The 23,027-nt window shown below is 62.7% G+C and carries 25 protein-coding genes and 1 pseudogene; 10 read left to right on the forward strand and 16 right to left on the reverse strand.

Annotated features, from left to right (window positions below):
* Positions 1 to 53: 53 nt before the first annotated feature.
* The 3 genes from BSP239C_RS03500 to BSP239C_RS03510 all read right to left on the reverse strand — a co-directional run bounded on the left by BSP239C_RS03500 (position 54) and on the right by BSP239C_RS03510 (position 2,152).
* Positions 54 to 563, reverse strand: coding sequence for a histidine phosphatase family protein (locus BSP239C_RS03500; protein WP_257930060.1), 510 nt, complete (start codon positions 561 to 563; stop codon positions 54 to 56).
* Positions 564 to 585: 22 nt separating this feature from the next.
* The gene (gene fabI / locus BSP239C_RS03505; protein ID WP_101570246.1) at positions 586 to 1,344 is read right to left on the reverse strand and encodes an enoyl-ACP reductase FabI; all 759 of its coding nucleotides are present in this window, start codon (positions 1,342 to 1,344) and stop codon (positions 586 to 588) included.
* 97 nt (positions 1,345 to 1,441) lie between these two features.
* On the reverse strand, positions 1,442 to 2,152 hold the full coding sequence (locus BSP239C_RS03510; RefSeq protein ID WP_101570247.1) for a beta-ketoacyl-ACP reductase: 711 nt from the start codon (positions 2,150 to 2,152) through the stop codon (positions 1,442 to 1,444).
* 147 nt (positions 2,153 to 2,299) lie between these two features.
* On the opposite strand from BSP239C_RS03510, the gene BSP239C_RS03515 reads away from it, so the two are divergent.
* The 3 genes from BSP239C_RS03515 to BSP239C_RS03525 are packed head-to-tail and all read left to right on the forward strand — an operon-like array spanning position 2,300 to position 3,851.
* Positions 2,300 to 2,740, forward strand: a complete 441-nt coding sequence (locus BSP239C_RS03515; protein ID WP_101570248.1) for a DUF3099 domain-containing protein — start codon at positions 2,300 to 2,302, stop codon at positions 2,738 to 2,740.
* On the forward strand, positions 2,737 to 2,949 hold the full coding sequence (locus tag BSP239C_RS03520) for a hypothetical protein (protein ID WP_101570249.1): 213 nt from the start codon (positions 2,737 to 2,739) through the stop codon (positions 2,947 to 2,949). Before BSP239C_RS03515 ends, BSP239C_RS03520 begins: the two co-directional genes overlap by 4 nt.
* Complete coding sequence (locus BSP239C_RS03525; protein WP_101570250.1) at positions 2,949 to 3,851, forward strand: SURF1 family protein; 903 nt, start codon at positions 2,949 to 2,951, stop codon at positions 3,849 to 3,851. Before BSP239C_RS03520 ends, BSP239C_RS03525 begins: the two co-directional genes overlap by 1 nt.
* An 82-nt stretch (positions 3,852 to 3,933) precedes the next feature.
* Here the strand turns inward: BSP239C_RS03525 and BSP239C_RS03530 are convergent, their stop codons facing one another.
* The 10 genes from BSP239C_RS03530 to BSP239C_RS03575 all read right to left on the reverse strand — a co-directional run bounded on the left by BSP239C_RS03530 (position 3,934) and on the right by BSP239C_RS03575 (position 13,040).
* Complete coding sequence (locus BSP239C_RS03530) at positions 3,934 to 5,532, reverse strand: ABC-F family ATP-binding cassette domain-containing protein (RefSeq protein WP_101570251.1); 1,599 nt, start codon at positions 5,530 to 5,532, stop codon at positions 3,934 to 3,936.
* The gene (locus BSP239C_RS03535; RefSeq protein ID WP_101570252.1) at positions 5,529 to 6,275 is read right to left on the reverse strand and encodes a ribonuclease H; all 747 of its coding nucleotides are present in this window, start codon (positions 6,273 to 6,275) and stop codon (positions 5,529 to 5,531) included. Before BSP239C_RS03535 ends, BSP239C_RS03530 begins: the two co-directional genes overlap by 4 nt.
* A gap of 210 nt (positions 6,276 to 6,485) precedes the next feature.
* The gene (locus BSP239C_RS03540; protein ID WP_101570253.1) at positions 6,486 to 6,821 is read right to left on the reverse strand and encodes a metal-sulfur cluster assembly factor; all 336 of its coding nucleotides are present in this window, start codon (positions 6,819 to 6,821) and stop codon (positions 6,486 to 6,488) included.
* A gap of 2 nt (positions 6,822 to 6,823) precedes the next feature.
* Entirely contained in the window at positions 6,824 to 7,291 is a 468-nt protein-coding gene (sufU, locus tag BSP239C_RS03545) for a Fe-S cluster assembly sulfur transfer protein SufU (protein ID WP_101570254.1), read from the reverse strand.
* A gap of 10 nt (positions 7,292 to 7,301) precedes the next feature.
* On the reverse strand, positions 7,302 to 8,552 hold the full coding sequence (locus BSP239C_RS03550) for a SufS family cysteine desulfurase (protein WP_101570255.1): 1,251 nt from the start codon (positions 8,550 to 8,552) through the stop codon (positions 7,302 to 7,304).
* Positions 8,552 to 9,310 (reverse strand): Fe-S cluster assembly ATPase SufC, encoded by a 759-nt coding sequence (gene sufC / locus BSP239C_RS03555; protein ID WP_101570256.1) that lies wholly within the window; start codon positions 9,308 to 9,310, stop codon positions 8,552 to 8,554. The genes BSP239C_RS03550 and sufC overlap by 1 nt, the downstream gene beginning before the upstream one ends.
* A gap of 51 nt (positions 9,311 to 9,361) precedes the next feature.
* On the reverse strand, positions 9,362 to 9,685 hold the full coding sequence (locus tag BSP239C_RS03560) for a non-heme iron oxygenase ferredoxin subunit (protein ID WP_101570257.1): 324 nt from the start codon (positions 9,683 to 9,685) through the stop codon (positions 9,362 to 9,364).
* Positions 9,682 to 10,857: a Fe-S cluster assembly protein SufD gene (gene sufD / locus BSP239C_RS03565; protein ID WP_101570258.1), complete on the reverse strand. Its 1,176-nt coding sequence runs from the start codon at positions 10,855 to 10,857 to the stop codon at positions 9,682 to 9,684. Before sufD ends, BSP239C_RS03560 begins: the two co-directional genes overlap by 4 nt.
* 36 nt (positions 10,858 to 10,893) lie before the next feature.
* Positions 10,894 to 12,324 carry a Fe-S cluster assembly protein SufB gene (gene sufB / locus BSP239C_RS03570; RefSeq protein WP_101570259.1) on the reverse strand — a complete coding sequence of 477 codons (1,431 nt, stop codon included), beginning with the start codon at positions 12,322 to 12,324 and terminating at the stop codon, positions 10,894 to 10,896.
* Complete coding sequence (locus tag BSP239C_RS03575) at positions 12,321 to 13,040, reverse strand: metalloregulator ArsR/SmtB family transcription factor (RefSeq protein WP_101570260.1); 720 nt, start codon at positions 13,038 to 13,040, stop codon at positions 12,321 to 12,323. The genes sufB and BSP239C_RS03575 overlap by 4 nt, the downstream gene beginning before the upstream one ends.
* A gap of 103 nt (positions 13,041 to 13,143) precedes the next feature.
* Here BSP239C_RS03575 and BSP239C_RS03580 point away from each other — a divergent pair, with 103 nt between their 5' ends.
* The 4 genes and pseudogenes from BSP239C_RS03580 (at position 13,144) to BSP239C_RS03595 (ending at position 16,150) form a co-directional block, all read left to right on the forward strand.
* Positions 13,144 to 14,070 carry an ABC transporter ATP-binding protein gene (locus BSP239C_RS03580; RefSeq protein WP_101570469.1) on the forward strand — a complete coding sequence of 309 codons (927 nt, stop codon included), beginning with the start codon at positions 13,144 to 13,146 and terminating at the stop codon, positions 14,068 to 14,070.
* A 14-nt stretch (positions 14,071 to 14,084) separates the two neighbouring features.
* On the forward strand, positions 14,085 to 14,816 hold the full coding sequence (locus BSP239C_RS03585; RefSeq protein ID WP_226830499.1) for an ABC transporter permease: 732 nt from the start codon (positions 14,085 to 14,087) through the stop codon (positions 14,814 to 14,816).
* An 8-nt stretch (positions 14,817 to 14,824) separates the two neighbouring features.
* Positions 14,825 to 15,724: a heme A synthase gene (locus tag BSP239C_RS03590; RefSeq protein WP_101570262.1), complete on the forward strand. Its 900-nt coding sequence runs from the start codon at positions 14,825 to 14,827 to the stop codon at positions 15,722 to 15,724.
* Between the two features lie 16 nt (positions 15,725 to 15,740).
* Positions 15,741 to 16,150, forward strand: a pseudogene (locus BSP239C_RS03595) (VOC family protein).
* A 401-nt stretch (positions 16,151 to 16,551) separates the two neighbouring features.
* Here the strand turns inward: BSP239C_RS03595 and BSP239C_RS03605 are convergent.
* The 3 genes from BSP239C_RS03605 to BSP239C_RS20670 are packed head-to-tail and all read right to left on the reverse strand — an operon-like array spanning position 16,552 to position 17,898.
* Positions 16,552 to 17,529 (reverse strand): heme o synthase, encoded by a 978-nt coding sequence (locus BSP239C_RS03605; RefSeq protein ID WP_101570263.1) that lies wholly within the window; start codon positions 17,527 to 17,529, stop codon positions 16,552 to 16,554.
* Between the two features lie 10 nt (positions 17,530 to 17,539).
* Positions 17,540 to 17,761 carry a hypothetical protein gene (locus BSP239C_RS03610; protein ID WP_145997405.1) on the reverse strand — a complete coding sequence of 74 codons (222 nt, stop codon included), beginning with the start codon at positions 17,759 to 17,761 and terminating at the stop codon, positions 17,540 to 17,542.
* Entirely contained in the window at positions 17,722 to 17,898 is a 177-nt protein-coding gene (locus BSP239C_RS20670; RefSeq protein ID WP_180958913.1) for a hypothetical protein, read from the reverse strand. Before BSP239C_RS20670 ends, BSP239C_RS03610 begins: the two co-directional genes overlap by 40 nt.
* 142 nt (positions 17,899 to 18,040) lie before the next feature.
* Here BSP239C_RS20670 and tkt point away from each other — a divergent pair, with 142 nt between their 5' ends.
* The 3 genes from tkt to BSP239C_RS03630 are packed head-to-tail and all read left to right on the forward strand — an operon-like array spanning position 18,041 to position 22,841.
* Positions 18,041 to 20,122, forward strand: coding sequence for a transketolase (tkt, locus tag BSP239C_RS03620; RefSeq protein WP_101570266.1), 2,082 nt, complete (start codon positions 18,041 to 18,043; stop codon positions 20,120 to 20,122).
* Positions 20,119 to 21,222 (forward strand): transaldolase, encoded by a 1,104-nt coding sequence (gene tal / locus BSP239C_RS03625; protein ID WP_101570267.1) that lies wholly within the window; start codon positions 20,119 to 20,121, stop codon positions 21,220 to 21,222. Before tkt ends, tal begins: the two co-directional genes overlap by 4 nt.
* Positions 21,219 to 22,841, forward strand: coding sequence for a glucose-6-phosphate isomerase (locus tag BSP239C_RS03630; RefSeq protein ID WP_101570268.1), 1,623 nt, complete (start codon positions 21,219 to 21,221; stop codon positions 22,839 to 22,841). Before tal ends, BSP239C_RS03630 begins: the two co-directional genes overlap by 4 nt.
* Positions 22,842 to 23,027 lie beyond the last annotated feature (186 nt).

Consider the following 23,027-nt stretch of genomic DNA (forward strand, 5'->3'; position numbering starts at 1 on the left):
AACCAGGTGCCTGAATCTCGTTGAGGCACCTGGTTCTTCGCCTGTGTAGGCGTTCACACGCCGAGGAAGACCCGCAGTTCGGGTGCGGGGTAGTTCCCAGGCTCGACGTCCCAGGTCTCGAGGTCGAAGATCGCGAGCGAGGAGGGACGGAACGCATCCGGAACCCCGGTGGCGGGGCTCAGGTGGCCGAGCACCTCGGCGACGGTGGGCTGATGGCCCACGATATAGGCGCACTGAGAATCGGCCGGGATCGAGTTGATCGCGTCGACCCAGTCATCGACTCCTCCGTTGTAGAGGGACTCGTCCTGGCGCAGTTCGAGGCCGACACCCGTTTCGGGTTCCCCGTTGTGCCGGTTGACGGCTTCGACCACGGCCTGTCCCGTCTGGACGGTGCGCCTGGCCGCCGAGGCGATGGCCACGTCTGGTGACCAGCGCTCGGCGATCTCGGCTCCGGCTTCGACAGCTTGAGCCAGACCGTTGGCACTCAACGAGCGTTCGAAGTCCGTCGGGCCCTCGGCCTCGGCCTTCGCATGGCGGGCGAGAATGAGCACAGGCATCGTCATCGTCTCCGGTTCGGTGGGTGGCTCAGGCGCCGGTGGAGTGGAATCCGCCGTCGACGTGGACCATTTCGCCGGTGGTGGCGGGGAACCAGTCGGAGAGCAGGGCGACGATCGCCTTGCCCGCAGGGGTGGTGTCCTTCTGGTCCCAGCCCAGCGGTGCGCGGTCGCCCCACATGTCTTCAAGCGTTCCGAAGCCGGGGATCGAGGTGGCGGCGGTGGTCTTCAGCGGTCCGGCCGAGACGAGATTGACGCGGATTCCGTCCTCGCCGACGTACTTCGCGAGGTAACGGGCAGTTGACTCGAAGGCGGCCTTGGCCACACCCATCCAGTCGTAGACCGGCCAGGAGATGGTCGCGTCGAAGGTCAGTCCGACAACACCGGCTCCCTCGTTGAGCACGGGCTTCGCGGCGACCGTGATGGCCTTGAGCGAGAACGCGGAGACCTGGATCGCTGCGGACACGGAGTCCCAGGGGGTGTCGAGGAACACGCCGCCGAGCGCGTCCTTAGGGGCGAAGGCGATGGCGTGGACGATGCCGTCGATGTTGCCTTCGAGGCGCTCGGGCAGTGCCGCGAGGTCCTCTTCGTTGGTGGCATCGAGTTCGATGACCTTGGTGGGCTCGGGCAGACGTTCGGATATCACCTGGGTGATCTTCATCTGGCGGCCGAAGCTGGAGAGGATGACTTCGGCACCCTGCTCCTGAGCGATGCGGGCGGCTGCGAAGGCGATGGATGCCTCGGTCAGAACGCCGGTGACGAGGATGCGCTTTCCGTCAAGAATTCCCATTGTGGTCCTTTCAAACTGTTCAAACGTGGGTGAAATCGTTGTCGTCGACGCCTTTGGAGGCGCCGTCCTTGGTGTGAAGTCTAGATGTTGACGGGGCTCAGTGCCCCATCCCCAGTCCGCCGTCGACGGGAATGACGGCACCGGAGATGTATGCGGCCTCGTCCGAGGACACCCAGCGCACGACCTTCGCGACCTCGCTCGCCTCGGCGAATCGCTTCGCGGGAATCGTCGCGAGGTATTCCTTCTGCTGCTTCTCCGGCAGCTCATCCGTCATGTCTGTGCGGATGAAGCCCGGGGCAACGACATTGGCGGTGATGCCGCGCGATCCCAGCTCACGGGTGACCGAGCGGGCCAGACCGACAAGTCCGGCCTTAGACGCCGAATAGTTCGCCTGACCGGGGACTCCGTAGAGTCCGGACACGGAGGAGATGAGCACGATGCGGCCCTTCTTCGCCCGGATCATTCCGGTGATGGCACGCTTGATGGTGCGGAAGGTTCCGGTGAGGTTGGTGTCGACGACCGCTTCGAACTCCTCATCGCTCATGCGCATGAGCAGATTGTCGCGGGTGATGCCGGCGTTGGCCACGACCACCTCGACAGGGCCCAGCTTCTCTTCGATCTCTGCGAAGGCCGCATCGAGGGAAGCTGTATCGGTGACGTCTGCGGACACGGCCAGAGCACCTTCGGGTGCGTCTCCGTTGCGGGAGGTTACGGCGACTTTGTCGCCCTGAGCGAGGAATTCCTCGGCGATGGTGCGGCCGATTCCGCGGTTTCCTCCGGTCACGAGGACTATGCGTGGTTCTGACACGAATCTCTCCTGTTGGTGGACAATACAGATTGATCGACTCTTGAGATCAAACTTACCGTCACTAACCTATCGTGAACCGACGGGTGTCGATACGACTCACACAAACGAAGAGTATGATTTTGTAGGAGTAATCGAGCGAAGAAGGTTATGTCTAAGCACCCGCAGCAGATCACCACGGCAGACACCGCCCTTGATGACGACATGAAGTCGCGGATCATCAAATATTCGATCACCATGGGGATTCGAACGTTCTGCTTCGTGGCCGCCTATTTCATGTTCCGGGCGGATCTGACGGTGCTGATGTGGATCTGCGTCGGCGGTGCTGTCATCCTCCCCTACCCTGCCGTGATCTTCGCCAACGCCGGCCGGGAACGTACCAACGATGACGCCGCCGCACTGCTTGACGGGGCACCGATGCCCGAGCTGCCGCCGGCAACCGGAGAGACCATCTCCAGTGACACGATCTCCGGGGAGACGATCCCTGGGGACACGATTCCCGGTGAGGCCGATGACGCTGCGTCAGCCAAAGAGACCGGGTCAGCCGATGAAACACCACATGCAGACCCGACTCGAGGTGATGAGACTTGACCGAGAAGCTCCAGTGCTCGGCGAAGGCATGCCGGGCAGATGCCACCCGCGCAATCCTGTGGAACAATCCCAGCCTGCACATGCCCAAACGCCGCAAGACCTGGCTGGCGTGTGATGAACATCTCGACTATCTGCGTGAGTTCCTCACCCTGCGCAGCTTGTACATCAGCGACGTTGACATCAACGACATCCCGGAGGATGCCGGTTGATGTCTCGCTATTCCTTCCTCTTCAGCGCACGCTGGCTGAAGTACATCGCCATGACGATCATCGTCGTCATCGCCTGCGTCTTCCTGGCCCTGTGGCAGAAGGACCGTCAGGACCAGAGGCAACACGAGATCGCCACGGTCAATGCGAACTATTCGTCCGCACCAGTCGACATCACGAGCATCCTGGTCTCCACCTCGGCGCACCTCGATGAGGACGATGAGTGGCGTCAGGTGTCCCTGACCGGCCACTATCTGGAATCCGATACCGTCTTCGCTCGCAACCGCACGGTCAATGACAAGGTGGGCTTCTACGCCGTCGTTCCCTTCGAACTCACAACCGGAGAAACGATCGCAATCGTGCGGGGCTGGGTCTCCGAACCCGAAGATGTCCCGCCGGCCCCCACCGGAGAACAGACCATCAAAGCCCGCCTGCAACCTGCTCAAGACGGATCCAAGGACAACAATCCGGACGGGCTGATCAAGGCGATCGATCCCGCCCGCATCCCGGGCATGGACTCAGCGTACGAGAACGTCTATGCGGAGGCCGTGCACACCGGGAGCGGCCAGCCCGACGAGAACGGCCTGATGCCTCTGCCCGCACCCGACCTCGATCCGGGCAACCACCTGTCCTACATGCTCCAGTGGTTCACCTTCGGCATCATGATAATCATCGCCGTGTCGATATCCGCTAGGAGAGAACGACGAGCCGACGCCGAGGCGGCCCAGAAATTCACCGGCGACGTCGAGTACGTCGTGGTCGACAAGGCGGCTCTGGGTGCGGGTGCGAAGATCTCCCAACCCGGCAACCGCTACGGGCGCAACCGCTTGGGATCGGCGAAGATCTACGGTCACGATGAGGCCGAAGAGGACGCGTTCATCGAGGACCGGTTCAGGCACAGCTGAGCGAGGAATCACATGAAAACGGCCCCCTGAGCGCAATGCTCAGGGGGCCGCGACATTCAACGTCAGGCCAGTTGATTCCGTGTCAGGCAAGCGTGACGAGGTCCAGGTAGGTGTCGTTCCACAGATCTTCGTCGCCATCTGGAAGCAGCAGCACACGATCGGGGTCGAGCGCGGAGACCGCGCCCTCATCGTGTGTGACGAGGATGATGGCGCCCTCATAGCGGCGAATCGCCGAGAGGATCTCCTCACGAGAGGCCGGGTCAAGGTTGTTCGTCGGCTCATCGAGGAGGAGGACGTTGGCGCTGGAGACCACGAGAGTGGCAAGCGCCAGACGAGTCTTCTCACCACCAGAGAGCACCTTCGAAGGCTTGTGCACGTCATCGCCGGAGAACAGGAACGAACCGAGCACATTGCGCACAGCGGTGTCATCGAGGTGCGGAGAATTGCGCTTCATGTTCTCCAGCACGCTGCGGTCCAGGTCGAGCGTCTCATGTTCCTGCGCGTAGTAGCCGAGCTTAAGACCGAAGCCGGGGACGACCTCACCCGAGTCGGGTTCGTCGAGACCGGCCAGCAGGCGCAGCAGCGTTGTCTTACCTGCACCGTTGTAGCCGAGGATGACCACACGTGAGCCTTTGTCGATAGCCAGGTCGACGCCGGTGAAGACCTCTGTAGACCCGAAGCTGCGAGATAGTCCCTCCGCCGTCAGTGGCACCCGTCCACAGTCGGCTGGGGCTGGGAACCGCAGGTTTGCGACCTTCTCTGAACTGCGTTCGGCATCGAGTCCCGACAGCAGACGGTCGGCGCGCTTGGCCATCTGCTGGGCGGCCACGGTCTTCGTCGCCTTCGCCATCATCTTGTTCGCCTGGGCGTGCAGGGCAGACGCCTTCTTCTCGGCATTGGCGCGCTCACGACGGCGTCGACGTTCGTCGTCTTCGCGCTGCTTGAGGTAGAGGCGGTAGCCCATCGAGTAGATGTCGATCGTCTGCCGGGTCGCGTCGAGGAAGAACACCTTGTTGACGACTTCGTCGATGAGGTCGAGGTCGTGACTGATGATGATGAGCCCGCCGGAGTAGCCCTTGAGGTAGTCGCGCAGCCACAACACGGATTCCGCGTCGAGGTGGTTCGTCGGCTCATCGAGGATCATCGTGTCCGGGGCTGAGAAGAGGATGCGGGCGAGTTCCACACGGCGCCTCTGACCACCCGAGAGGGTGCCGATCTCCTGGTTGATGAGATCTTCGTCGAGGCCGAGGTTGGCAGCGATCGCGTAGGCCTCAGACTCCGCCGAGTAGCCGCCGGCAGCCATGAATGCGGCTTCGATGCGCGGGTAGCGATCGAGAGCCTTCGTCGAAACATTCTCGTCAGGAGAGGCCATCTGGTTCTCTGCCTTGCGCAGACGCTTGACGAGAACGTCGAGCTCGCGAGCAGAGAGGATCCGCTCCATGCCGGTGGCTTGTGGGTCACCGCTGCGGGGATCCTGAGGCAGGTAGCCCACCGACCCGGACACGGACACGCTGCCCTTCGCGGCGCTGTGGCCACCCATGATCACCTTCGTCAGGGTGGTCTTGCCCGCCCCGTTGCGTCCGACGAGGCCGACCCGGTCGCCCTTATCAACGCGGAAGGAGACCTCGGACATCAGCGTACGGGCGCCGACGTTGACTTCGAGGTCGGATGCCTGAATCATTCATTCTCCAAACTGCGACCGATGATATCGGCCAAGAATTCTTGCGGGTGGATTCCCTGAGACTGTGCCCGCTTGACGAGTTCGTCTGCAATGTAGGTGGGTACTCGACAGGAGACGAGCGTGGTCGCCGCCGCCGAACCCTCGGCTGCCGGAGCCTCGGCGTCTCGGCTCCCTTCGGCGGCCCGGTCCTTTACGCCGTTCCGGTCGTCTTCCGCGATCAGTGCCGCGGGTGCGGAAGACACTGGTGCGGAGGGCGCGGTGATCGACTCCGACGTCCCCACGGGGACGTATCCGGGTCCGGCCGGCACCGAGGTGTTCTTCTGATACGAGGTGGCTGCGGCCCGCGCGCGGTCGTCTGCCGCTTCGTTCATGGCGTGGTTGGAGTGGCCCTTGACCCATTCGAATTCGACCTCGCGGCCCTTGAGCGCGGAGTCGAGCTGTTCGAGGAGGTCCTTGTTCAGCACATCCTTGCCGTCAGCCTTCTTCCACCCCTTGCGCTTCCAGCCGGGCATCCACTTCGTGAGTGCATTGATGACGTACTTGGAGTCGCAGAAGACTTTGAGGTCCTCATCGGCTTCCGCTGTGGAGTTCAGGAGGTCGAGGACGGCCATGAGTTCACCACGGTTGTTCGTCGACTCTTTCCACCCGCCGGCGTGCCAACAGTCGTCGTTGACGTACCAGGCCCAGCCTGCGGGTCCGGGGTTGCCGAGGGCTGACCCGTCTGCGGCCGCGATGATCGTCAATGGTTCTCCTAGGAAAGTCGGCTTTCATTCTTTCATGCCGAGCGTGAGCCCCTGCATTCAGGGCAGGTGATCTCCACAACCCCCTACGGTCCCGCAGGCGAGGGACCCCGTCATGAACATCGCCGAGGTGGGGGCACCGGAATCGGCGCTCCCACCTCGGCGAGGTGAGGGTGTGACGTCCCCGCGGGGACGTCGGCAGCAATCAGAAGCTCAGATGTTGAAGCCCAGGGCACGCATCTGTTCGCGTCCGTCCTCGGTGATCTTGTCGGGACCCCACGGCGGCATCCAGACCCAGTTGATCCGGTAGGCCGGCACGATGCCCTCGAGGCACTGAGCGGTCTGGTCTTCGATGACATCGGTCAGCGGGCAGGCCGCAGACGTCAGCGTCATTTCGACAACGGCGGTGCCGTCGTCTTCGACGGAGAGTCCGTAGACGAGTCCGAGGTCGACGATGTTGACGCCGAGCTCAGGATCCATGACGTCCATCATCGCTTCGCGCACCTCGTCGATGCTGGCATTCTGCGGTGCGTCTATCACTTCGGGCATTCTTACTCCTTCAGAGACGTTTGGGCTTGGTTGAGTGCGTCCTTGAACGCGACCCAGGACAGGAGCGCGCACTTGATCCTGGCCGGAAACTTGGACACTCCGGAAAACACCGCAGCGTCGCCGAGTATTTCCTCATCTCCCGCCATTGTTCCACGAGAGTGCATGAGTTCGTGGAATTTCGCTTCGATGTCGAGCATGCCCTCGACACTGTTCTCCGCAGCAAGCTCTGTCAGAACAGAGGCCGAGGCCATGGAGATCGAGCATCCGTCACCGGTCCAGCGCACGGCGATTCCGCCGTCTTCGCCGATCTCGGTCTCGAGTTCGATCTCGTCGCCACAGGTGGGGTTGATCTGGTGCGAGGAGCCGTGTGCCCCAGCAGCACTGTCGCCGAGTAAGTCGGAGTTGCCAGCACGCTCCCGGGAATGATCGAGGATGACCTGTTGGTAGAGCTGTTGCATCTGAGTGCTCATGAAACGTCCCTCACTCGACTCCGAAGAAGCCGCGGACTTCGCCCAGGGCGTGCAGAAACTGTTCGCAGTCCTCGGTGTTGTTGTACAGGTAGGTGCTCGCCCGTGTCGTGGCAGTGACGCCGAAGCGTCGGTGCAGAGGCTGCGCGCAATGATGCCCGACCCGCACTGCGACTCCTTGGGAGTCGAGGTACTGACCCACATCGTGGGCGTGGACTCCGTCGACGTCGAAGGCCACAGTCCCGATCCTGTTCTCGGCGGACCCGAGAACCGTGATACCGGGGATCTCGGCGATTCCATCGAGCAGTACGGTGGCGAGTTCGCGCTCATGATCGAAGATATTCTGCAGACCCACCTCGGCAAGGTAATTGACCGCGGTGGTAAATGCCGCGACCTCGGCCACAGGTTGTGTGCCCGCCTCGAAACGCTGCGGAGCATCCATGAACTGTGACCCTTCCATGGTCACCGTGGTGATCATGGAACCGCCGGTCAGCACGGGCGGCAGTGAATTCAGCAGCTCCGATCTGCCCCACAGGGTGCCGAGACCGGTGGGTCCCAGCGCCTTGTGTGCGGAGAAGGCGGCGAAGTCGACGTCGAGGTCGACGAAGTTCACGGGCATGTGCGGGACGGATTGGCAGGCGTCGAGAACGACGAGCGCTCCGACCTGCCGGGCCCGAGCGACGAGCGTGTCGACCGGGTTAATGGTGCCGAGCACATTCGACACGTGGGTGAAGGCGAAGACCTTGGTGGTCTCGTCGACGATGGAATCCAGGTTACTGAGATCGAGTTCCCCGGAATCCGTGACCGGAAGCCAACGGATTTGGGCGCCAGTGGACTGTGCCAGCTGCTGCCAGGGGACGAGGTTCGCGTGGTGTTCCATCTCGGTCACGACGATGGAGTCACCGGGTCCCACTGCGAAACGCTGTGCGGCCTGTCCCCCGAAGCCATGGCTGGCTCGGTCGATGCCCAGCGCGACCACATTGAGTGCCTCGGTGGCGTTCTTCGTCCAGATCACCTGTTCCGGTGTTCCGCCGACGAGGTTCGCCACTGCTTCCCGGCCTGCCTCGAATGCGTCGGTGGCCATCACCGCGAGCGAATGAGCTCCACGGTGGACGGCGGCATTGCGCTGCGAGTAGTACTCGGTGAACGTGTCGATGACGCACTGCGGCTTCTGGGAAGTCGCGCCCGAGTCGAGATAGCTCAGGGACGACTCCCCGATCCTGGTGTCCAGGATCGGGAAGTCGTTCCGCAGGCGAGAGAACATCAGGCTGGTGCCTGCAGGAAGCGGTCGTAGCCTTCGTTCTCGAGGCGCTCGGCCAGCTCTGGTCCGCCTTCTTCAGCAACCTTGCCCTTGATGATCACGTGGACGTGATCGGGCTTGACGTAGCTGAGAATGCGGGTGTAGTGGGTGATGAGGAGAACGCCGACATCCGTCGTTTCGCGCACCCGGTTGATGCCCTCGGAGACGATGCGCAGGGCATCGACGTCGAGACCGGAGTCGGTCTCGTCGAGAACGGAGAACTTGGGCTTGAGCATCTCCATCTGCAAGATCTCGTGGCGCTTCTTCTCGCCGCCGGAGAATCCTTCGTTGACGTTGCGGCTGGCGAACTCGGGATCCACGCGCAGCTTCTCCATCGCGGACTTGAGGTCCTTCGTCCAGTGACGCAGCTTCGGAGCTTCACCGTCGATGGCGGTCTTGGCCGAGCGCAGGAAATTCGTCACGGTCACGCCGGGGACCTCGACGGGGTACTGCATGGCGAGGAAGAGTCCGTGCTTAGCGCGCTCGTCGACGGACATCGCGAGGACGTCTTCTCCGTCGAGGGTGACCTCGCCGGAGGTCACCTTGTACTTCGGGTGACCGGCCAGGGAGTAGGCCAGAGTCGACTTGCCGGAGCCGTTGGGGCCCATGATGGCGTGGGTTTCGTTGGAGTTGATCTCCAAGTTGATGCCGTTGAGGATCGGCTTGGGACCGGTTTCGGTTTCGACGCTGACGTGCAGGTCGGTGATCTTCAGAATGGACATGTCAATCCTTTTCAGTTCAGGGTAAGCGTGGTGATCAGTTGAGCGTGCTGGTCAATTGAGCACTGTGCTCGGGTCGAGCAGGATGCGGCCGGCGATCTCCTTGCAGTCATAGACTGCGACGGGCTCGAAGGCCGGTGGGCTCAGTGGTCGGCCGGTGGTGAGGTCGAACTGGGAGCCGTGGAGCCAACATTCGATGGCACAGCCCTCCACTTCGCCCTCGGCCAGCGACACTTCGCCGTGGGTGCAGACATCGTCGATGGCATGGATCGTGCCGTCGGAGTCGCGGGCGATGCAGATCTCGTAGTTGTCCACTTCGATTCGCATCGTCGCGCCCGCGGCCACCTCGGAGGCGGCCGCAACGTCGATCATGGTCACAGAACGCTCCGGGAGAGTTCTTCCTCGATTCGCTCATTGAGGACTTCTTCGATCTCGGGCACCTGGATCTTCTGGATCACTTCGTTGAAGAATCCGCGGACCACGAGCTGACGGGCGACTTCCTCGGGGATGCCGCGGCTCATCAGGTAGAACAGGTGCTCTTCGTCGAAACGGCCGGTCGAGGAGGCGTGTCCGGCACCGGCGATGTCGCCGGTCTCGATCTCCAGGTTCGGCACCGAGTCAGCACGTGCCCCATCGGAGAGGATGAGGTTGCGGTTGAGCTCGTAGGTGTCGATGTCGAGGGCCTCGGGGCGGATGAGCACATCGCCGATCCAGACGCTGCGTGCGTCCTTGCCCTGAAGAGCGCCCTTGTAGTGGACGTTCGACGTTGCTTTAGGCGTGTTGTGGTCGACGTAGGTGCGGTGCTCGAGGTGCTGACCGGCATCGGCGAAGTAGAGTCCGAGAAGTTCGGCCTCTCCCCCGGCTGCCGAGTAGCGCACGTTCGTGTTCAGGCGCACGATGTCACCGCCGAGGGTGATGACGATGTGCTTGAACTTCGCATCCTTGCCCACGATCGCGTCGTGCTGGCCCAGGTGCTGGGATTCGTCATCCCAGAGCTGCAGGGACACAAAGGTCACGTTTGCACCATCACCGATGACGAGGGACACGAGCTCGGAGAACCGAGCCGATCCTTCGTGTTCGACGACGATGGTCGCCTTCGCGTTCGCTCCGACGGAGACGACGGTATGCCCGTGCGAGATGTCGTTGCCGGTGCCGTCGGCGTGGATGATCACAGCGCCATCGATCTCAGTTCCGGCGGGAACCGAGTAGTGGGTCACGGCGGGAGCACGGTTGGCTGCCACTACAGCGGCCCGGTCCTCGGGCTCGAGGATGCCCAGCTCCTGTGCGGCCTCCAGCGAGATCTCCTCAACGGAGATCCCCTCTGGCAGTTCGCCCTTCGTGGTCAGCTTCGCCCCGGAAGCAGCATCGGTGAAGAAATCGCTGAGCTTGCGCACCGGTGAGAAGCGCCATTCCTCTTCGCGTCCGTTCGGGACGGAGAAGTCGTCGACATCGAAGCTGCGTGTGCGTGCGTCCCGCTTGGAATCGGGGACATGAACGTCGGCGCCATGAGAGTGCTCATCGAGGCCCAACGGATTGGTGGTATCAGTCACTTAGAAAACTCCTTAAGCAGTCGGTGGCAGGCTGGATCAGCCCACGCCACCTTCCATCTGGATTTCGATGAGGCGGTTGAGCTCGAGGGCGTATTCCATCGGCAGCTCACGTGCGATGGGTTCGACGAACCCGCGCACGATCATCGCCATGGCCTCGGTCTCTTCCATGCCGCGGCTCATGAGGTAGAAGAGCTGATCCTCACTCACCTTCGACACGGTGGCCTCGTGACCGAGGGTCACGTCGTCCTCACGGATGTCGATGTATGGGTAGGTGTCCGACCGGGAGATGTTGTCAACCAGGAGCGCGTCACAGAGCACATTGTTCGACGAGCCCTTGGCTCCAGGGTGCACGTGGACGAGTCCACGGTAGCCGGAGCGTCCGCCGCCGCGAGCCACGGACTTCGCCACGATCGAGGAGTGCGTGTTCGGAGCCGAGTGGACCATCTTGGCACCGGTGTCCTGGTGCTGGCCCTCGCCGGCGAATGCCACGGACAGGGTCTCTCCGCGTGCATGCTCACCGGTGAGCCAGATCGCCGGGTATTTCATGGTGACCTTGGAGCCGATGTTGCCATCGACCCATTCCATGGAAGCGCCCTCTTCGGCGATGGCACGCTTGGTGACGAGGTTGTAGACGTTGTTCGACCAGTTCTGGATGGTCGTGTAACGGACCTTCGCATCCTTCTTGGCCACGATCTCGACGACCGCCGAGTGCAGCGAGTCGGTCTTGTAGATCGGTGCGGTGCAGCCCTCGACGTAGTGCACGGACGAGCCTTCGTCGGCGATGATGAGGGTGCGCTCGAACTGACCCATGTTCTCGGTGTTGATCCGGAAGTAGGCCTGCAGGGGGATCTCGACGTGGACGCCCTTGGGGACGTAAACGAAGGAGCCGCCGGACCAGACTGCCGTGTTCAGTGCCGAGAACTTGTTGTCACCGGAGGGGATGATCGACCCGAAGTACTCTTCGAAGATCTCGGGGTACTCACGGAGACCGGTGTCGGTGTCCATGAAGATGACGCCCTGCTTCTCGAGCTCTTCGTTGATCTGGTGGTAGACGACCTCAGACTCGTACTGGGCGGCCACACCGGCAACGAGACGCTGCTTCTCTGCTTCGGGGATGCCGAGGCGATCGTAGGTGTTGCGGATGTCCTCTGGCAGATCTTCCCAGGACGTAGCCTGGCCCTCTGTCGAGCGGACGAAGTACTTGATGTCGTCGAAGTGGATGCCGGTGAGGTCAGCACCCCAGCTGGGCATCGGCTTCTTCTCGAACAGCTTCAGCGCCTTGAGGCGGCGCTGGAGCATCCAGTCCGGTTCGTCCTTGAGCTTCGAGATGTTGCGGACGACGTCTTCCGAGAGACCGCGCGCAGCGAACTCGCCTGCGTCGTTGCTGTCGTGCCAACCGTATGCGTACTGCCCGAGGTCTTTGAGCTCGGGGTTAGCATCGATGATCCGATTGCCTGTGTCAGTCATCGTGAACCTCCTTGAGGTCGATCATTGCTGTGGATGAGTGGTCTGGTGAGTTCCGAGGTCGGAATGTGGGTGGTGCAGACATGGTCGCCGTGAGCCAGTGAGGACAGCCGACGAACATCGACGCCCAGATAGTCCGAGAACATCGCGAGCTCTGCTTCGCAGATCTCGGGGAACTCGGAGGCGACTGCCTGGATCGGACAATGCCCTTGACACAGCTGCATCGCTTCGAGAGGGGTTCCGGCCGCCACCGGTGTCGCTGAGGCGGCGTACCCTTCCTTGGTCAATGCGGCAGCCAGTCCCCGGGAGCGGGAAGCCACGGTGGTGCCTCCCCGTCGGTCCAGCTCCGGGCCGAGGCGGTCGCGGAGTTTCGCAACCAGGTCCTCGGTGAAACCCTCAACGGCTTCAGGACCGACTCGGTCCTTCATAAACCGCAGGATGTCGACTGCCAGCTGGTCATAGGAGTGACTGACCGACCCGTGACCACGCGAGGTGACCACATAATGTCTGGCCGGTCTGCCACGGCCTGCCTGCTTGCCAGCGAGCTCTCGGACTTCGATGAAGCCCTCGTCCGCCAGCGCATCCATATGACGACGAATCGCCGCCGGAGTCAGGTCAAGCCCTTTCGCCAACGCCGAGGCAGTGATCGGCCCTTCATCGAGCACCGATCGAAATACCTTCTCTCGGGTACGGCGATCTTCTGTGTCGTTCGCAACCATTCTCCACCTCCTTGACTAACACAACACTATTGTTGCGTAATTTGTTTCGTAAAACTAGGTGAGCCTAACTACAGGCCGATTCGACGCGTCGTAGAATGGTGTGGTGTCAGAATCGGCCCTCACTATCCGTGGTCTCCATTACTCGTACGGCGCACACCACGTCGTCGACGGGATCGACCTCGATGCCACCACCGGATCCATCCTCGGTGTGCTCGGCCCCAATGGTGCTGGCAAGTCGACGACGATCTCCCTGGCGGTGGGCACAAGGCCTCCCGATGCCGGCCAGGTCGAGATCTTCGGCCACGATCCCTACCGTGAACATGGACGCACATCGCTGCTCGCCGGTGTCATGCTCCAAGACGGCGGGCTGCCGATGAGCGCGAAACCAATCCAGGTGCTGCGACATCTCGCCTCGCTCTATCCCAACCCGCTGACCATCGACGAACTCGCCGAGCCGTTGGGCATCCACGAATTCTCCTCCCGCACGATTCGTCGCCTCTCCGGCGGCCAGAAGCAGCGCGTGGCACTGGCGGCCGCACTGATCGGTCGGCCCCGGCTCGTCTTCCTCGATGAGCCCTGCGCGGGGCTTGATCCCCAGGCTCGGGCGGTCGTCCACGATTTCATCCGGGAGCTCGCGGCCGCCTCGGTGGCTGTGGTCCTGACCACCCATGACCTCGCCGAGGCGGAAGAGCTCGCCGATGAGGTCGTCGTCATCGATCGCGGTCGCATCATCGCCCAGGGTGCACCCGAGGAGCTGCGCAATGCCTCCCCCGCCGGTCGCCGACTTGTCATCACCGTCAGCCAGCTCCTGGAGCCGGCACCACGAGAACTTCTCGCATCCATGAACACGATCGCCCCCACCTCGGCGGTGGGACCGGCCTTCGTCGCCGACGGCGACCTCAACAGTGCACAGATCGCGGGCCTGTGTACGGCAGTTGCCGATGCGGGACTGGCGATCACGGACATCGACATGCATTCGCAGTCCTTGGCTGATGTGTTCTTCGAACTCACTGGCAGGCCGCTGCGATGAGCCAGGATTACGCAATGAGTTCCAGACGCGTCATGTCGCAGGTGCAGTTCGAGACGATCTCCGTCCTCCGTAATGGCGAACAGCTGCTGCTCTCACTCATCCTGCCGCTGGGAATGCTCATATTCCTGGCGAAGACTCCTCTGCTCCGCGGCCTGGGCATCGTAGCAGAGGGAACGGACCCGCTGACCGTGGCACTGCCCGGCGCACTGAGTCTGTGTCTGGCGTCGACCGCGTTCACCGGTCAGGCGATCGCCACTGCCTTCGACCGCCGCTATGGGGTCCTGCGCCAGCTGGCGACGACGCCGCTGGGCACGAACGGTCTCATCCTGGGCAAGCTGGGAGCGGTCATCGCCGTTGTCATCATCCAATTCATACTTGCCTTCGCTATCGCTCTGGGCCTCGGCTTCGACGGCCCCATGAACGTCCTCGCACTGATCCTGGCCACGGTTCTTGGCACCGCAGCGCTCCTGTCTCTAGGCTTGCTCATGGCAGGAACCGTGCGCGCCGAGGCCACTCTGGCAGGCGCGAACCTGATCTGGGTGCTTATGGCCGGTGTCGGCGGGCTCGTCATCGCGCACCCGGGAGAATGGGGCACCGTGGTCGGCTATCTGCCTTCCGGTGCCCTCGGCGATGCGATGCGCGCTGCCGTCGGCGGTGCGGGAATGGATATCAAAGCATTGATCGTGCTCCTCGTGTGGGGGCTGGTGGGAACGCTTGCGGCACGCAGGTGGTTCCGATTCGAATGAGGAGAGAAATGGTCACAAAGAGGATCCGCGTCGCCGCCTGGGCCATGCTCATTGCGCAGGCCGGAATCATCCTGAGCGGCGGCATCGTCCGCCTCACCGGTTCGGGGCTCGGCTGCACGAATTGGCCGAAATGCACGGACGACTCCCTCGTGACGACGCCTGAGATGGGGATCCACGGCCTCATCGAATTCGGCAACCGCACCCTCGCGGTGCTCCTGGCCATTCTCGGCGTCATCATCTTGCTCATGCTGTGGAAGAGCCGCAAACAGCGCCCTGACCTGTTCATGCTCAATCTCGGTCTCCTCGCCATCGTGCCGTTTCAGGCAGTCCTCGGCGGGATCACGGTCTGGACGAAGCTCAATCCGTGGATCGTTGCCGGTCACTTCGTCCCCTCGGCCATCGCCGTCGGCGTCGCCGCCTACTTCGTTCGCCGCACCTACGACACTGGTGTGCGCACCGGCCAGAAGGCACCGTCCCCGTTGCCTGCCCTGGGCTGGATCATCCTTGCCCTGACAGCGATCATCGTCGTCTTCGGTGTCCTCACCACAGGTGCGGGACCACACTCGGGCTCGACGATGTCGACGCGAAACGGTCTGGACAACATCTGGATCACCCGCGCCCACGGATTCCCAGTCTGGTTGCTCGTCATCGCGACCATCACCACACTCGTCTTCGCGGTGAAACGGCATACCGTCATGGTCAAGCCCCTGGTTGTGCTTCTCATCGTCGAGGTCGCTCAGGGGATCATCGGCTACGTCCAATACTTCACCGGGGTGCCGATAGTGCTCGTGGCATTCCATATGATCGGCCTCTCGGCCACGATCGCGGCAAGCGTTGTCGTCCTCGACAGCGCCTACCCGAGGGGCACTCATGCCATCACCGATCAGGCCGCGCCCGTGGTTCACTGACCACGCCGTGGAGGCGATGGAGTTCTCCTGCTCCGTCTTCCCCAACTCGCACATCGTCTCCATCGACCGTTACCCGGATGAGTCCCTCAACCCGCATTACGCGGGAATGAGCGGCAAGGTCATCAAGGGGATCTTCGAACTCGACGGCAATCGTTTCATCTGCCTCGACGGTGGCCCTGCTTTCACCTTCAACGAAGCGATCACACTGACCGACGAACGCGGTGACCAGGCCGAGATCGACCATTATGGTCGTCGCTATCGGCTATTCACTCCAGCGAGCAGTGCGGCTGGCTCAAGGACAAGTATGGGATCAGTTGGCAGATCATTCCGGCCAACCTCGGCGAGCTGATGAACGGAGATGCTCAGCTGAAGGCGCTGATCGGGATGAAGAACACCGTCATCGAAGAGCTCGTCAACGCCGGCTGAGCGGCCCGACCCCTACACACTTGCCCGCCCCTTGCGTCCGGCGCTCACGTCCCAGTACGGACAGGTCGGTCTACGATCGTGCGCTACCTACCCGACATTTTGTAGCTGCGCTTGATAATGGCCGTCGCACGACCCCATTCGCTCGCTTTGACGCTCTTGATGGAATTCGAAGGAACGAACGTCCTTGAAACATTCGGAGACCTCCCACACCAACGGATTGTCACTTTGCTCCACGGCAAAGCAAACACACCCTGGTTCGGCCAGCGTCAACTCGATATGTCGAGGCAGAAAGCGGGATCAGTTTGCTGATTGTGCCAACCATTCTCGGCGCACAGTGACAATGAGCAAATTCATGGATGCCGGAGTCTGTCGGAGAGAGCCCGTCAGAGGGCGTTTGAGGTCTACCAGAAGCCGGGGAGGACGAACGGGTCGATCGCGACTGCGAGGAAGAGCAGCGACAAGTAGGTGATCGAGCCGTGGAAGACCTTCATCGCCCGCAGCTGCGTTCCGCTCTTGCCTTTCTTCGCCCGGGAGACGAGAGCGTAGCAGGAGAACAGGAACCAGGCACCGGCGAGGACCGCGACTGCTGTGTAGACGGGGCCCATCGGGGCAAGTGGAATGAGCGCCAACGAGCACGCGACCATCGCCCAGGTGTAGGCGATCATCTGACGCCCGACATTCGTCGGCGGCACCTTTGAGGGCAGCATCGGAACCTCTGCGGCGTCGTAGTCAGCCTTGTATTTGATTGCCAGCGGCCAGTAGTGCGGAGGTGTCCAGAAGAAGACGACGAGGAAGAGCAGGAGAGCTTCCCAGGACAGCCCGCCGGTGACAGCGGACCAGCCGATGAGCACAGGCATGCAGCCTGCTGCGCCGCCCCAGACGATGTTCTGCGTCGTGCGGCGCTTGAGGATCAGGGTGTAGAAGACCGCGTAGAGCAGGATGGCGCAGGCGGTGAGACCGGCGGTCACCCAGTTCGTGAAGCCGCCCAGCCAGAAGATCGACCCCAGGCCCAGGGCGAAGGCGAAGATGAGTGCGGCTCGTGGTGTGATCTCACCGGTCACCAGCGGGCGGTGCTTGGTGCGCTCCATCTTGGCGTCGATGTCACGATCGACATAGCAGTTGAAGACCGAAGCAGAGGCTGCGGCCGCTGCGCCGCCGATCAGAGTGTTGATGACCAGCCAGATATTCGGCATTCCCTGCGCGGCGAGGAACATCACCGGCGCGGTGGTCACCAGCAGGAGTTCGATCACGCGAGGTTTGGTCAGCGCAATGTAGGCACTGATGATCGAGCGAGGACTTTTTGAAAGTCGTTCCTCGTCGATTGCCCTCTGCAGAGGACGTTCACTCTGCGTGTCCTGGTTCTGACGAAGTTCACTCACGTCGTCGATTCTACCCTCTGTCGAATTTTTTGCCAGTCGGCGGATGCTGTGTTTCGGAGTCTGTTCTCGGGCCAGATCTGCGTCGCACGGTCCAGATGATGAAGGCCACCACAAAGGTCAGCGGTGCCAACATGACCAGTTGCACGACGATGACCGAGAGCAGCCCCAGAGCTGCGGTCGACGACTCGTCGCTCAGCACGGCGAGGCCAGAATCACCACGAACAGGAGCCATGAGACCAGTGCCGAAGCGTCAGTCTCACCAGTCAGCGGTCGGCCCAGGATCCATCCCACGACGAACGTGATGACGATGAATGCTGCAGGCACAACCCGTGCCGACCACGCACCGAGGCAGGCTGTCGATTTAGTCACTGTGCTCTTGCCTTCGGCCACGGTGCTACCTGCCTGGAACGGGTGCGGGCGATGACACCCTATCTCAGCCCTCGCGTTTGCGACCCGGCGCGGTAGAGTTTGAGTGCACGCCTCTAAGACGAACGAAGGATCGCTCGAAGACATGAACTCCCTGTCCTGGACAGAACTCGACAACCGCGCAGTCGACACCGCCCGCCTCCTTGCCGCAGATGCTGTGCAGAAGGCTGGACATGGTCACCCCGGAACCGCGATGAGTCTGGCACCTGTTGCCCATTACCTCTACCAGTACGGGCTCAAGCATGATCCCGCCGACCCCAGCTGGGCCGGCCGCGATCGCTTCGTTCTCTCGTGCGGACACAGCTCACTGACTCAATACGTCCAGCTCTACCTCTCCGGCTTCGGACTTGAGCTCGACGATCTGAAGGCACTGCGCACCTGGGGTTCCCTGACGCCCGGCCACCCGGAGGTCGGTCACACTGCAGGCGTCGAGATCACCACAGGCCCGCTGGGATCCGGCCTCGCCTCGGCGGTGGGGATGGCCATGGCCTCACGCCGTGAACGCGGACTCTTCGACCCAGATGCCGCCCCGGGAACCTCTCCCTTCGACCATTCCGTCGTGGTCCTGGCCTCCGATGGCGACCTCGAGGAAGGCGTTTCAGGTGAAGCCTCATCCCTGGCCGGAACCCAGGAACTGTCGAACCTGATCGTGATCTGGGACGACAACCGGATCTCCATCGAGGATGACACGGCGATCGCGTTCAGCGAGGACACCGCCGCACGCTACGCCGCCTATGGCTGGCACGTGCAGCACGTGGACTTCAGAGCCGGCGCCGAGTACAAGGAAGACCTCGATGCCTTCCACGCAGCCATGGAAGCGGCGAAGGCGGACTCACGTCCCTCCTTCATCCGTCTCTCGACGATCATCGCCTGGCCCGCCCCGAATGCGCAGAACACCGGCGGATCACACGGTTCGGCACTCGGTGATGATGAGATCAAGGCCACCAAGGAGATCCTCGGCTTCGATCCCGAGGCGACCTTCGATGTCCCCGCCGAGGTGCTCAATCACACCCGTTCGGCACTGGACCGCGGCCGCAGCGCCCACATCGAGTGGGACGAGTCCTACAAGGCATGGCGCGAGGCGAACCCGGCCAGCGCCGAACTCTTCGACCGTCTGTCCAAGCGCGAACTTCCGGCCGGACTCGACAGCGAGTTCCCCGTCTTCGAACCCAGCGACAAGGGCATCGCGACTCGGGCCGCCTCCGGACAGGTCCTCAACGCCATTGCCGCCACCATGCCCGAGCTGTGGGGCGGATCCGCGGACCTCGCCGGTTCGAACAACACACTGATCAAGGGCGATGCGAGCTTCCTGCCTGAGCATCGTTCGACAGGTGCATTCTCCGGCCACGAGTACGGGCGCAACATCCACTTCGGCGTCCGTGAGTTCTCTGCCGGACTCATCGGCAACGGCATCGCGCTGCACGGCGGCACTCGCCCCTACAGCGGCACCTTCCTCGTCTTCAGCGACTACCAGCGCCCTGCCATCCGCTTGGCCGCTCTGCAGCAGCTGCCGAACGTCTTCGTGTGGACACACGATTCGATCGGTCTCGGCGAAGACGGTCCCACCCACCAGCCGATCGAGCACCTCTCCGCACTGCGTGCGATTCCCGGTCTCGATCTGGTCCGCCCTGCCGACGCGAACGAGACCTCGGTCGTGTGGCGCAAGATCCTCGATCGCACCGATGGACCCAGCGGACTCGTGCTCACGCGTCAGGCCGTTCCCGTCCTCGACCGGGAGAAGTACGCTCCGGCCTCAGAGGCGGCTCGTGGCGGCTACGTACTCTTCGACACCGCCGTAGAGCCCGAGGTGGCCATCCTCGCCAGCGGTTCTGAGGTCGCCATCGCGATCACCGCTGCCGAAGAGCTGCAGGCGGCGGGCACCGCCGTACGTGTCATCTCGATGCCGTGCCAGGAGTGGTTCGACGCGCAGCCCGAGGACTACCGCCGGGCGGTTCTCCCTCGCGGCCTCAAGGCCCGCGTGAGCATCGAAGCCGCATCGGCCATGAGCTGGCACAAATACCTCGGCGATGCAGGCCGTGCTGTGTCGATCGAGCACTTCGGCGCTTCGGCCGATTACGCCACACTGTACGAGAAGTTCGGAATCACCTCGGCGGCAGTCGTCACCGCCGCCGAAGAGTCGATCGCAGCGACGAAGGCGGACGCATGAGCAGCAATCTGGCACAGCTGAGCGAACACGGAGTCTCCATCTGGCTCGACGACCTGTCACGGACCCGCCTGGAATCCGGCGACTTGGCGCGGCTCATCGAGGACTCGAATGTCACCGGAGTAACCACGAATCCGACGATCTTCGCCAATGCCATCGCCGGGTCCGACAGCTACGACTCCGCCGTTGCCGAACTCGGCACGGACAAGGTCTCCGCCGATGAGGCGATTGAATCTCTGACCACCTCGGACGTGGCAGCAGCGGCCAGACTCTTCCGGCCCGTCTACGACGCCACGAACGGCGAGGACGGGCGTGTGTCGATCGAGGTCGCTCCCCCACTGGCACACGATGCCGAGGGCACCGTCGCAGCGGCGAAGGCCTTGTGGGAACGCGTCGGCGAACCTAATGCGATGATCAAGATCCCCGCGACCGAAGCCGGATTGCGCGCAATTTCCGAGACCATCGCGGCAGGCATCAGCGTCAACGTCACCCTGGTGTTCTCACTGACTCGCTACCGACATGTCGTGGAGGCCTTCCTCCAGGGCCTAGAGAAGGCACGTGCTGCTGGGCATGACCTCAGCCAGATCAAATCGGTGGCCTCGATCTTCGTCTCTCGTGTGGATGCGGAGATCGATGCGCGCCTCGACAGCATCGATGACCAAGCTGCAGCAGAACTCAAGGGGCAGGCGGGAATCGCGAACTGCGTCCTCGCTCATGAGATCCACTCGCAGCTGTTCACCTCCGAGCGCTTCCGGGTACTCGAACTCGCCGGCGCCACTCCGCAGCGACTGCTGTGGGCGTCGACCGGAGTCAAGAACCCTGATTACCCCGACACCATGTACGTGTCGGGACTCGTGGCCCAGAACACCGTGAACACGATGCCTGAGCCCACGATGCAGGCCTTCGCCGATCACGGTGAAGTGACTGCGAAGATCGCTCCGGAGAACTACCGGGCCGCTGACGAGGTCTTCGACCGATTGGCACGACTGGGAATCGACTACGCGGAGGTGATGACCGTGCTCGAGACTCAAGGACTCGAGAAATTCGACGTCAGCTGGGCAGAGCTCCAGGAGACGATTCGCACTGCTTTGGACCGCGCATGAGACTCCAGTACAGTGTTCCGGTCTCTGAGGACTATGAGGCCGAATTAGGCCGTCTCCTCGAAGCGTGTGTTCCCTCTCGCCTGGCGGCCAAGGATGCGTCCTTGTTCACCGCTGATGAGCAGCCTGTGCCGCGCATGGGTTGGGTAGATCTGCCACAGAGGGCTGAACAGCTCGTCGCTGAGATCGAGGCTCTGCGGTCTCGGCTGGAGGCCCAGGGCCTGCGCTCGATCAGTCTGACGGGGATGGGCGGTTCGTCCCTGGCCCCAGAGGTCATGGCCGAAGCCGCCGGAGTCAGGCTTGAGGTCGTGGATTCCACCGACCCCAATCAGGTCGCCGAGGCGATCGGGACCGATCTCTCACACACTGTGCTCATCGTCGCGTCCAAGTCCGGCACGACGATCGAGACCGATGCGATTCGGCGTGCGTTCTCGGCAGCCTTCGAATCGGTGGGCATCGATCCTGCGTCTCGCCTGATCGCCATCACCGATCCCGGCACCGAGCTCGACACTTTGGCCACTGAGCAGGGGTTCCTGGCCACCTTCCATACCGATGCCACGGTCGGGGGACGCTACAGTGCACTGTCGGCCTTCGGCCTCGTCCCTGCCGGCCTTGCCGGTGTCGACGTCCGTGCGATTGCGGCGTCGGCGGCCGAGACCGTGGACGGATTGGGAGCCGATACTCCTGATAATCCCGCGCTGCAGTTCGGCACGTGGCTGGGCATAGGTCATGCCAGGGCCACGGAGAAGCTCGTCCTCGCCGAGACCACCCCGGCTCTGTCGGGTCTGAGCAAATGGGTCGAACAGCTCGTGGCGGAGTCTTTGGGCAAGGACGGTCAGGGTATCCTGCCGGTCGTCGTCAACGGTTCCGCTGACATCGGCTTCTCCGATGCCCGCGCCGATGCGATGCTGTGCACCTTGGGTCCCATCACCGAGGTCGAGGCTCCATCCGGATTCGACTCCGAACTCGACGGTGACCTGGGCGAACTGTTCGTGTTGTGGGAGTTCGCCACTGCGATCGCCGGCTACAGCATCGGAGTCGATCCCTTCGACCAACCGGATGTGGAGTCGGCGAAGGAACACGCCCGGCAGGCACTATCACACGGCTCGTCAACGGCACCGGCAGAGCCGGCGATCCGTGAGGAGCAGATCGAAGTCTTCGGTGAGTTCGAACAGGCCACCGATCTCGTCGACGCCATCGCAGAACTTTTCGCGCAGGTCGACGAGTACGGCTACGTCGGTGTGCAGGCGTTCCTCGACCGCATCGCGGATGCCGAAGCTGAAAACCTCCGTGCCTTGGTCTCACAGCATTCCGGTGTGCAGACCACCTTCGGTTTCGGACCCCGGTATCTGCACTCGACCGGCCAGTACCACAAGGGTGGGCACCCTAATGGGGTGTTCCTGCAGATCACAGCCGAACCTCGGACGGACCTGCTGGTACCTGGGCGTCGCTACGGCTTCACCGAGCTGCAGCGTGCGCAGGCCCTCGGCGATGCCGCTGCACTGGGTGAGAAGGGCCGCCCTCTCCTCAGGGTTCACCTGCTCGACCGTGCGCAGGGCCTTGAGCAGCTGCGCCGTGCGATTGCAGAGGTGGAGCCCAGGCATCATTATGGAGTCGACTGACACTTCCCGGCTCTGAGCATGAAGAAGGACCCTGACCGATCGGTCAGGGTCCTTCTTCATCGAACGTGGAAAGCGCACATGTCGTAACGTTCAGGGTCTGTACCAGAGACTGCACCGGCCAGGGGCCATGCAGATACACTGCCTGTGCCCACGAGAGTCGGCTGCAGTGTCAGGGAGAGCCGACGG

Origin of the sequence: Brevibacterium sp. 239c (genome assembly GCF_900169365.1) — a bacterium.
Lineage (GTDB): Bacteria > Actinomycetota > Actinomycetes > Actinomycetales > Brevibacteriaceae > Brevibacterium.

What these genes read in the sequence shown, in the direction of transcription:
- BSP239C_RS03500 (WP_257930060.1), bottom strand. Translation starts at nt 563, where the DNA reads ATGACGATGCCTGTGCTCATTCTCGCCCGCCATGCGAAGGCCGAGGCC.
- fabI (WP_101570246.1), bottom strand. Translation starts at nt 1,344, where the DNA reads ATGGGAATTCTTGACGGAAAGCGCATCCTCGTCACCGGCGTTCTGACC.
- BSP239C_RS03515 (WP_101570248.1), top strand. Translation starts at nt 2,300, where the DNA reads ATGTCTAAGCACCCGCAGCAGATCACCACGGCAGACACCGCCCTTGAT.
- BSP239C_RS03525 (WP_101570250.1), top strand. Translation starts at nt 2,949, where the DNA reads ATGTCTCGCTATTCCTTCCTCTTCAGCGCACGCTGGCTGAAGTACATC.
- BSP239C_RS03530 (WP_101570251.1), bottom strand. Translation starts at nt 5,532, where the DNA reads ATGATTCAGGCATCCGACCTCGAAGTCAACGTCGGCGCCCGTACGCTG.
- BSP239C_RS03540 (WP_101570253.1), bottom strand. Translation starts at nt 6,821, where the DNA reads ATGCCCGAAGTGATAGACGCACCGCAGAATGCCAGCATCGACGAGGTG.
- sufU (WP_101570254.1), bottom strand. Translation starts at nt 7,291, where the DNA reads ATGAGCACTCAGATGCAACAGCTCTACCAACAGGTCATCCTCGATCAT.
- BSP239C_RS03550 (WP_101570255.1), bottom strand. Translation starts at nt 8,552, where the DNA reads ATGTTCTCTCGCCTGCGGAACGACTTCCCGATCCTGGACACCAGGATC.
- sufC (WP_101570256.1), bottom strand. Translation starts at nt 9,310, where the DNA reads ATGTCCATTCTGAAGATCACCGACCTGCACGTCAGCGTCGAAACCGAA.
- sufB (WP_101570259.1), bottom strand. Translation starts at nt 12,324, where the DNA reads ATGACTGACACAGGCAATCGGATCATCGATGCTAACCCCGAGCTCAAA.
- BSP239C_RS03575 (WP_101570260.1), bottom strand. Translation starts at nt 13,040, where the DNA reads ATGGTTGCGAACGACACAGAAGATCGCCGTACCCGAGAGAAGGTATTT.
- BSP239C_RS03585 (WP_226830499.1), top strand. Translation starts at nt 14,085, where the DNA reads ATGAGTTCCAGACGCGTCATGTCGCAGGTGCAGTTCGAGACGATCTCC.
- BSP239C_RS03590 (WP_101570262.1), top strand. Translation starts at nt 14,825, where the DNA reads ATGGTCACAAAGAGGATCCGCGTCGCCGCCTGGGCCATGCTCATTGCG.
- BSP239C_RS03610 (WP_145997405.1), bottom strand. Translation starts at nt 17,761, where the DNA reads ATGGCTCCTGTTCGTGGTGATTCTGGCCTCGCCGTGCTGAGCGACGAG.
- tkt (WP_101570266.1), top strand. Translation starts at nt 18,041, where the DNA reads ATGAACTCCCTGTCCTGGACAGAACTCGACAACCGCGCAGTCGACACC.
- tal (WP_101570267.1), top strand. Translation starts at nt 20,119, where the DNA reads ATGAGCAGCAATCTGGCACAGCTGAGCGAACACGGAGTCTCCATCTGG.
- BSP239C_RS03630 (WP_101570268.1), top strand. Translation starts at nt 21,219, where the DNA reads ATGAGACTCCAGTACAGTGTTCCGGTCTCTGAGGACTATGAGGCCGAA.